Consider the following 6,635-nt stretch of genomic DNA (forward strand, 5'->3'; position numbering starts at 1 on the left):
TATTCCTCCCTTAATATGTACGATTTGTTAATCCATTTCAATCGCAACTGCATGGGCAATACACGGAATCGTTTCACCTTGTTGAATAGATAATGGGGAGTGTAATGATCCTGTCGCCACACACAAAATTCGTTTATAAGTTCCATATTTCATCTGTTTCAGCAAGTGCCCATATAAAACAGCGGCAGACAAACCTGATCCACTACCTCCTGCTAAGACAGGTTGATCTTCTTTATAGACCATCAAACCGCAATCTTGAAATTTCTCCGTCGGTAAATCGATCCCTTTTGAATGAATCAAATCAAGAGCCGTTGCTCTTCCAACTTTTGCCAAATCACCTGTGACAATCAAATCATAATCTTCATGTGTCCGTCCCGTATCTTTAAAATGCGCTAAAATCGTATCAACAGCAGCTGGTGCCATAGCACCTCCCATATTGAACGGATCTGTCATTCCCATATCCACTACTTTCCCAATCGTAGCCATTGTCACTTTCGGCTCATTTTGGTTTTGCTCATTTTGTTCAGCAACAATGGCGTAACCAGCGGCAGTTGCCGTCCATTGAGCAGTTGGTGGTTTTTGTCCTCCATATTCAGTCGGATAACGAAATTGTCTTTCAGCCGCCGCATTATGACTGGCTGAACCGGTCAGGACATGTTTTGCCCCTTGATGATTAATTATAAATGAAGCTAGCGCAAGCCCTTCCATTGAGGTTGAACAAGCACCACTTATACCAAAATACGGTATACTAAGTGACCGTGCAGCAAATGTCGTTGGTGTAATTTGGTTTATTAAATCCCCAGCAATGATGAAATCAATATTTTCCTTTGTAAGCTGTGACTTATTTAATGCAATTTCAATGGCCTCATCAATAAGTAAACGGTGGGCCTTTTCATAAGATTCTTCTCCCATCCATAAGTCTTCATGTAATAAATCAAAATCTTCGGCTAGTTTACCATTCCCTTCAAACGGCCCCCCTGTAACACCGGTTGCCAAGATAACAGGTCTTCGATTAAATATCCAACTTTGTTCCCCTTTTAACATGTCAAAATCCTCCTAAAAACCATTGAATAATGATGGTTTTAATAATCGCAACGACAAAAGCTGAAAATACTCCAAACAAAATAACAGAACCGGCAAGTTTAAACATATTTCCCCCTACACCTAATACAAATCCTTCTGTCCGATGTTCAATCGCTGATGAAATAACAGCATTACCAAAACCTGTAATTGGTACAGCACTGCCCGCTCCCGCAAATTGACCTATACGGTCGTACACGCCAAACCCGGTTAATAACATCGCAATAAAAATCATCGTCGCAACTGTTGGGTTACCAGCCGTTTGTTCAGTAAAATTAAAAAAATAGATGTAAAAAAAGGAAATTGCCTGTCCAATTAAACAAATGGTTCCACCCACAAAGAATGCAACAATACAATTGCGTAAAATTGGTCGTTTCTTTTCATGCTTCTTTTGTAATTGGTCATATTCCTTTTGTTCAGGTGATTTTTGTTCTTTGCCCATTTATTACCCTCCTTTTATGTCTGTTCTTGACTTAATTTTATGATTTCTTGTAATCTTTTTTCTTTTTGCTCTTCAGACCAATTTTCCTGTTCTACTCTATTTTTTAGGCGAACAGATTCCAAAAATATCTTATAATCACTAGAAACAGTAAATTTATCCTTCGGGAATTGCTCCTTTAATTTTTTCTTTAATTTTTTCTCTATCGCTTTCATGCGAAATCGTTTAAGATGATGGACTTTTATTGCAACTAAGCAGTCTTCTTTCCCTAGGACAACCGCTGTTTCATAAATTTCATCAAAAGATAAAACGGTGTCTTTTATTTTTTTTACTTTCTCGATATCCTCATCCTTAACCGCAATTGGCTCAGGGTCTGTCTGTGACAACAAGGAATTTTCATTACGATTTACCGTACTACATCCAGATAATTGAATAATGATAAAGCAAACACCTATTATGTATATCCAATACTTTTTCATTTTGTTCCCTCTCTACGTTTAGATTTAACAATATTTGTTGATATTAGTTTTTTCTATAGAATGGCTTTTATGTTTGTAATATTTGTTCGCTTATCCAATGTTTACCAACATAAAAAAACATCAATATTTTTATTCTTAAGCTACTTATTTACTAATTGGATTTTGGTTGGAATAAAAAAAGGAGAGTCATGTTCCTCTCCTTTGCTCAATTACTTTTAAAAGTAATGGTTTATATTTTTTTTGTACATTAAGATACTCTTCTTGAACAATATCTTTATGTTTTAGTGTTCCCATATTTTCGTGTATTCGATAACTTGTCAAAGTCATTGGTAAATACTTTATTGGCTCTTTTAATGCTACTCTAAGCCAATATTCATAATCTTGAACATATCGTAATTCTTCATTAAAATATCCCACTGAATCAATTAGTTTTTTCGACATCATCACGGTACAGCCATTGATTGGATTACCGTAAGTAAGAATTTTTAAAATTTCTAGTTCATTTTTAAATTGCATACCTGCATTATACTTAATTACTTTATTATTATGATCAACAGTATTAAAATTTGTGAAACTAAAAAGGACATTATTTTCCTGCATAAATTCAACTTGAATTTTTACTTTATCCTGATGAATGAAATCATCAGAACTGAGCCAAACTAAATAGTCACCTTTCGCATGTTTAATTCCCAAATTTATTGCAGCACCTACACCTTTATTTTCCTGTTTTAAATATATAATTTTTGACAAATAAGGTGTAATCAATTCTTGGTATTTAGTTGAACCATCATTTATGACAATGACTTCAATGTTGGAATATGTTTGGCTTAATGCACTTTCGATTGCCTTTTGAATATAAGCGCAATTATAAAAAGGAATCAAAATACTAACTAACGGAGGAGTTTCTTGCTGCAAAACATCACTTCCTTTCAAAACAATCTCAGCCTTCTTGATTTAGACATTTTTAACTCATTAAAATAAACATTTCCAGCCCATTCGCATATCGTATTTATAGATTCCAGCTTTACTTATATGTCCACTATAACTTGAGGAGGCAATCATGAATATTCTTTTTGTATATTACATCCCTAGCGGAGGAGTAGAAACCTTAAATCGTCAACGTAGTACCGCATTAAAAGCCATAAACATTCATTCCCATTTCCTTTATTATGAAAAAAGAAGAGATCTGATCAATAAACATGATGGGCCGATATTTATTACGAATAAAGATGATGAGATTAAAAAAATACTGGATGCAGGTAATTACGAGGTAATTATTGTTATATCAGATTTTCAAGCTCTTCCTAGGCTGAGAAAACTTGGATATAAAGGAAAAATTATTATGGAAATCCAAGGATATGGACCGAAGGAAGTAGCACGTCGAACACTTAAAAATGTCCGTCCCCTTGTCAAACAATACGCAAATGGGTTTCTTAATCCGAAAACACCCCACATCGATCAATTACTAGAGGAATTTTATCCAGATATACCAAAATTTCGTTTTAACAATTGCTTTGACACAAGTAAATTTTCTTATATTCAAACAAATATCCATCCAAATCCAATTATAGCTTGGATAGGTAGAATTGAAGAGAATAAAAACTGGAGTGAATTTCTTCATATTGGTGCTCGTTTAATTCATGAATATAATCCAAATTTGGAACTATATATATTTGAAGACCCTACGATAGGAGATCCAAATGATCGAAAACGATTTGAATCATTAATCGATCAACTAAATATTCGTAAAAATTTAACTCGACACGAAAATATTCCAAATTCACAAATGGCTGAGTTTTTCTCAAAAATAGGTGATTCGGGTGGCTTTCTTTGCTCAACATCAAAGGTTGAAGGTTCTCCCTATTCTTTACTTGAAGCATTAAGCTGCAAATGCCCCGTATTGACAACAGACTCTGATGGTGTTCGAAGCTCGATTATTCACAATCAAACTGGAAAATATTATCAATTAGGCAATATCAATCATGCCGTTCAACAAGCATTAGAATTACTGACAAATCACACCTTACGAGAACATATTCGAAGTAAAGGACAATTATATGTTCAAAAGCATTTTAATCCAAAGCTTTATAGTCAAAATTTTAAAAATATGCTTTTACAATTAGGCATAAAAGTTTAGAAAAGCTGAGGTGTTAAATTAAACGAACATAAATTAGTAAGTTGCGGAACCATTTCACATAAAAGGTTTGTTCAATTTTCGGTAACCATAGATTTCAAAATCTTTCGCAAAAACAGTATTCACTAGTTGAATTGCTTCTTCATCATAGAAACTCGTATATTTTGGAAACTTACGTTCATTACTAAATGTATATTCGGAAATTTCTATATTCGCAAAATCCCCTTCCAGTACCATATTCGAAGAAAAATGATGGGAAGATGTTGTTAGTTCTAATAGATTCGATTTTTTAAGATGATACTTTTTTTCAATCTTTTTCATTTGTTTATTGAAATTCTCTAAATAAATATAATTACGTACAAATTCCTCTTCTCCTGGAACATATTGGGGTGCAAAATGATTATCATAGTCTTTTGCATCCCTAATATATTGTAAGAACTGTTTAAAAGTGATTCCGCGCTCGGACATCGAATTATTATAAAAAAATTTCCTAACCTTCTTCCACTCATTTTCCCAATGAGAGGAACCTTTTGCAGTAGCTAATATTAAAAATTGGCTAACAGCTCTTCTATACGGATCTCGGACAAGTTTATATATGTCCTTTTTGGCTAAAAGTATGTTGTTAATAATATCATCTTTATACCCCGGTCTTCTTTTAAAGACTTGACTATCATAATAATGAACCCAAGGGTTATATTGAAGTACTTCTTCTAAAATACCAATCTGATCATAGAACCATTTTAATAGCGATGTACAACCACTTTTTTGACTCCAGAACAGGATGATTGGAAAGTCCTCATGGTAATGTGGCAACCGTATTCTAATGACTTCTTCTAATCTTTGTAATTTACTCATTACATATCCACTTCCTTATGAGTGAACTCTTTTATATATTCCTTAACACAATATGCATTTATTCAATATTCATTGCGGGCTATTATGCTAGAAAATTTAAAATTAGGACACAATAAATCTGTTCTTTGTTTAACAATAGAGGTTACAATGAGTCATTTCATTATAGAGAGCCAAACCTTGTTATTTCTAAAAAATAAGATCACCTTGGCTTTAATTTGAATATGAATATAAAAGAGACAATTAATGAGTTATAAGGAGTCGTTTATAATGAATATTTTAATCGCTACATTTTGGGTATCCCCACATGTTGGTGGTGTTTGGAATTATATGAAACAATTAAAAGAAAACTTGGAATTACTCGGACATAATGTAGATCTATTCGCATACGGAAAAGATCATGAATTTGTTCACTTAATAAATAAGAATAAAAGAATAGATAAGAAACAATTTTCTAATGTCATAGAACAAAATTTCCCAACGACTGTTGTTGACTGGGTTGTCCACTATTACCAAAAACTTCAATTTTTTTATGAACTTGGAGCAAGATCTTTAATTGATTTCAAAGATTATGATTTAATTCACACACAAGATGTTTTTTCTACTATTGCTTTTAACCGAATTCGTTCTAATGATACAGCATTAGTTGCAACCCTTCACGGGAGTGTTGCCGAGGAAATTAAAGAGGCGCACTATAATGTGAAAGAGCCAGATAAGTTTGTTTCATGGGATGGAAAAACTTATTTTGAGCAATTGGAAACTACGGCAGCAACTGCACCAGAATTGACAATTGTAGCAAACAAATGGTTGAAAAATCTATTAATAAATGCTTATCATGTTCCTCCTCATCAGTTACAAGTTTTGCATTATGGTTATGACATTGAGAGTTTCCTACAAAAAATGTTAGACCAGTCGAATATCATCCCTCCTGCCAATAAAAAAATTATCATTTATACTGGTAGATTGGTTGAATCTAAAGGAGTACATCATCTGATCAATGCTTTGCACCAATTAAAAAAAATAAGAAGGGACTGGGTTTGTTGGATTGTTGGAGATGGACCAAAACGCAATGAATTTCAAAACCTAGTCGAAAAGCTTGGTTTACAGAATCATTTGATATTTTTGGGTAAAAGAGATGATATACCTTATTTATTATCCATATCTGATTTATTTATCCTACCAACGCTTATGGACAATCAACCATTATCAATTATTGAAGCACAAATTGCAGGAAAAGCGATTATTGCTAGTAATGTTGGGGGAATACCTGAAATGATTCAGGATCGCTTAACCGGCTTACTATTTCCACCAGGTGATGTGGCATCATTAGTAAACCATATAAATTATTTATTCAACCATGAAAATGTTCGACTTAATCTCGGTCAACGTGCTCAAAAATGGGCTTTAAAACATTGGTCAATCCAAAGAGCTACACAAAAGGTTTTAAATGTTTATCAAACTGCAATAAAAAAAAGAAACAAGAGTTAAGATCATTTAGTTAAGATCATTTAATAGTAAATTGAATTAATGATGATGTATAAAATTTTGTGTAAGCAAATTTCTAGATAAATAAAAATAGGTAGGGTATTCTCAGATTTGCGACCAAACAAATTGAGAAAGGATGACCCTACCTATGTCTAGTAGTATACCT

At 33.2% G+C, this 6,635-nt stretch carries 7 protein-coding genes; 2 read left to right on the top strand and 5 right to left on the bottom strand.

Annotation, left to right across the window (positions count from 1 at the left end; translation table 11 throughout):
• Positions 1–27: 27 nt before the first annotated feature.
• The 4 genes from spoVAD to OEV82_RS05005 all read right to left on the bottom strand — a co-directional run bounded on the left by spoVAD (position 28) and on the right by OEV82_RS05005 (position 2,913).
• Positions 28–1,044 (bottom strand): stage V sporulation protein AD, encoded by a 1,017-nt coding sequence (gene spoVAD, locus OEV82_RS04990; protein WP_173657986.1) that lies wholly within the window; start codon positions 1,042–1,044, stop codon positions 28–30.
• Position 1,045: 1 nt separating this feature from the next.
• Positions 1,046–1,522, bottom strand: a complete 477-nt coding sequence (spoVAC, locus tag OEV82_RS04995) for a stage V sporulation protein AC (protein WP_263061222.1) — start codon at positions 1,520–1,522, stop codon at positions 1,046–1,048.
• 14 nt (positions 1,523–1,536) lie between these two features.
• Complete coding sequence (locus OEV82_RS05000; protein ID WP_173657988.1) at positions 1,537–1,998, bottom strand: YhcN/YlaJ family sporulation lipoprotein; 462 nt, start codon at positions 1,996–1,998, stop codon at positions 1,537–1,539.
• Between the two features lie 186 nt (positions 1,999–2,184).
• Complete coding sequence (locus OEV82_RS05005; protein WP_173657992.1) at positions 2,185–2,913, bottom strand: glycosyltransferase; 729 nt, start codon at positions 2,911–2,913, stop codon at positions 2,185–2,187.
• Positions 2,914–3,058: 145 nt separating this feature from the next.
• Between OEV82_RS05005 and OEV82_RS05010 the strand changes: the two genes are divergently transcribed.
• Complete coding sequence (locus tag OEV82_RS05010) at positions 3,059–4,135, top strand: glycosyltransferase family 4 protein (protein ID WP_263061223.1); 1,077 nt, start codon at positions 3,059–3,061, stop codon at positions 4,133–4,135.
• A gap of 54 nt (positions 4,136–4,189) precedes the next feature.
• Here the strand turns inward: OEV82_RS05010 and OEV82_RS05015 are convergent, their stop codons facing one another.
• On the bottom strand, positions 4,190–4,987 hold the full coding sequence (locus OEV82_RS05015) for a sulfotransferase family protein (RefSeq protein WP_263061224.1): 798 nt from the start codon (positions 4,985–4,987) through the stop codon (positions 4,190–4,192).
• A gap of 267 nt (positions 4,988–5,254) precedes the next feature.
• Here OEV82_RS05015 and OEV82_RS05020 point away from each other — a divergent pair, with 267 nt between their 5' ends.
• Positions 5,255–6,472, top strand: a complete 1,218-nt coding sequence (locus OEV82_RS05020; protein WP_263061225.1) for a glycosyltransferase family 4 protein — start codon at positions 5,255–5,257, stop codon at positions 6,470–6,472.
• Positions 6,473–6,635: the final 163 nt, after the last annotated feature.

The sequence above is a fragment of the Pallidibacillus thermolactis genome (assembly GCF_025660415.1).
GTDB classification, from domain to species: Bacteria; Bacillota; Bacilli; order Bacillales; family Caldibacillaceae; genus Pallidibacillus; species Pallidibacillus thermolactis.

What these genes read in the sequence shown, in the direction of transcription:
- spoVAD (WP_173657986.1), bottom strand. Translation starts at nt 1,044, where the DNA reads ATGTTAAAAGGGGAACAAAGTTGGATATTTAATCGAAGACCTGTTATC.
- OEV82_RS05010 (WP_263061223.1), top strand. Translation starts at nt 3,059, where the DNA reads ATGAATATTCTTTTTGTATATTACATCCCTAGCGGAGGAGTAGAAACC.
- spoVAC (WP_263061222.1), bottom strand. Translation starts at nt 1,522, where the DNA reads ATGGGCAAAGAACAAAAATCACCTGAACAAAAGGAATATGACCAATTA.
- OEV82_RS05020 (WP_263061225.1), top strand. Translation starts at nt 5,255, where the DNA reads ATGAATATTTTAATCGCTACATTTTGGGTATCCCCACATGTTGGTGGT.
- OEV82_RS05000 (WP_173657988.1), bottom strand. Translation starts at nt 1,998, where the DNA reads ATGAAAAAGTATTGGATATACATAATAGGTGTTTGCTTTATCATTATT.
- OEV82_RS05015 (WP_263061224.1), bottom strand. Translation starts at nt 4,987, where the DNA reads ATGAGTAAATTACAAAGATTAGAAGAAGTCATTAGAATACGGTTGCCA.